The 1,308-nt window shown below is 72.0% G+C and carries 2 protein-coding genes; one reads left to right on the forward strand and one right to left on the reverse strand.

Annotated features, from left to right (window positions below):
* Positions 1-431, reverse strand: a 431-nt coding sequence (locus FUT87_RS31525; RefSeq protein WP_404935335.1) for a rhodanese-like domain-containing protein, incomplete at its 3' end; no start/stop codon positions are given.
* A 111-nt stretch (positions 432-542) separates the two neighbouring features.
* Here FUT87_RS31525 and FUT87_RS00605 point away from each other — a divergent pair.
* Positions 543-1,308 (forward strand): LysR family transcriptional regulator (locus FUT87_RS00605; protein WP_147239744.1); only part of this gene is annotated, 766 nt, incomplete at its 3' end.

Consider the following 1,308-nt stretch of genomic DNA (forward strand, 5'->3'; position numbering starts at 1 on the left):
GGGATCCGGCGGCAGCACCGCCACTTCCCCAGCCCCATCTGCGCCAGCCAGGCCGCCGCCATCGAGGCACGGATGCCGTCGTCGTCGCTCAACACGATGCGAGCGCCGCGCACCGGCACGTGGTGGTCGGTCTCCTGGATCAACTGGCCGCCCGGCGCGTGCCGGAAGCCCGGACGGTGGCCGCGTGCGTATTCGTCGGCGCCGCGGACATCGAAGCGGTAGGTGGAGCGGCGCGGATCGGCCAGCCAGTCGGCGAGCACGCGCGCATCGATGCGCTGCGCGTGCGCGCGGCGGGCCAGTGCCGTGGCGCCCTCGCGCGCCGGCCGGCGCGCCGACGCGGCGCCGATGCCGCGCGACCCGCCGTGGATGAAGGCGACCTTGCCGGCCAGCGGCGTGGAGGTGGCAGTGGAGGTGGAAGTCGAGGTGCTCATGGCGTCGTCCTTTTGAAAAGGGAGTTGGGATGAACGAAGTCTGGGCGCTGCGACCTGATTCCGGTAGTCTCAGAAGCTGACACTCAGCTTCAACCATCCCTATCGAATCCCATGTCCACCGAACTTCGCAGCCACCTGGACGCCTTCATCGCCGCGGCGGACGACGGCAGTTTCTCCGCGGCCGCGCGCCGCCTGGGACTGACGCCCGCGGCCGTCAGCAAGAGCGTGGCTCAGTTCGAGGCCCGCCTGGGCGTGCGCCTGTTCCAGCGCAGCACGCGCCGGCTGGCGCTGACGACCGACGGCGAGCGCTTGTATGGCCAGGTCCGGCTGCCGTGGGCGGAGATCGGCGATGCGCTGACCGACCTGCGGCAGGGCGCCGGCAAGCCGGCCGGCACGCTGAAGGTCGCGCTGGCCTACACCGTGGGGCGCGAGTACTTCGTGCCGATGATGGAGAGCTTCGTCCGGCGCTATCCGGACGTGGTGCCCGACCTGCATTTCGACAACCGGCAGGTGGACCTCGTCGCCGAGGGCTTCGACGTCGCGATCGGCGGTGGCATCGAGCTGACCGATGCCTTGATCGCGCGCGAGCTGGCGCGCTTGCGCATCGTGCTGGTGGCCTCGCCGGGCTACCTGGCGGCGCATCCGGCGCCGACGCATCCCTCGGAGCTGGCGCGTCATCGCAGTCTGCTGCGCCGCTCGCTGGGTTCGGGGCGGCTGCTGCCGTGGGCCTTGAAGAGCCGTGCCGGCGAGGAGGTCGTGGCCAGCGTGCGGCCGGTGATGGTGCTGGACGATCCCGAGGCGCTGGCGCGCGCGGCGGCCAGCGGCATGGGCATCGCCATGCTGCCGCGGCCGCATGCCCTGCCGCTGCTGGAGCGGG

It is taken from the genome of Mitsuaria sp. TWR114 (assembly GCF_007997345.1).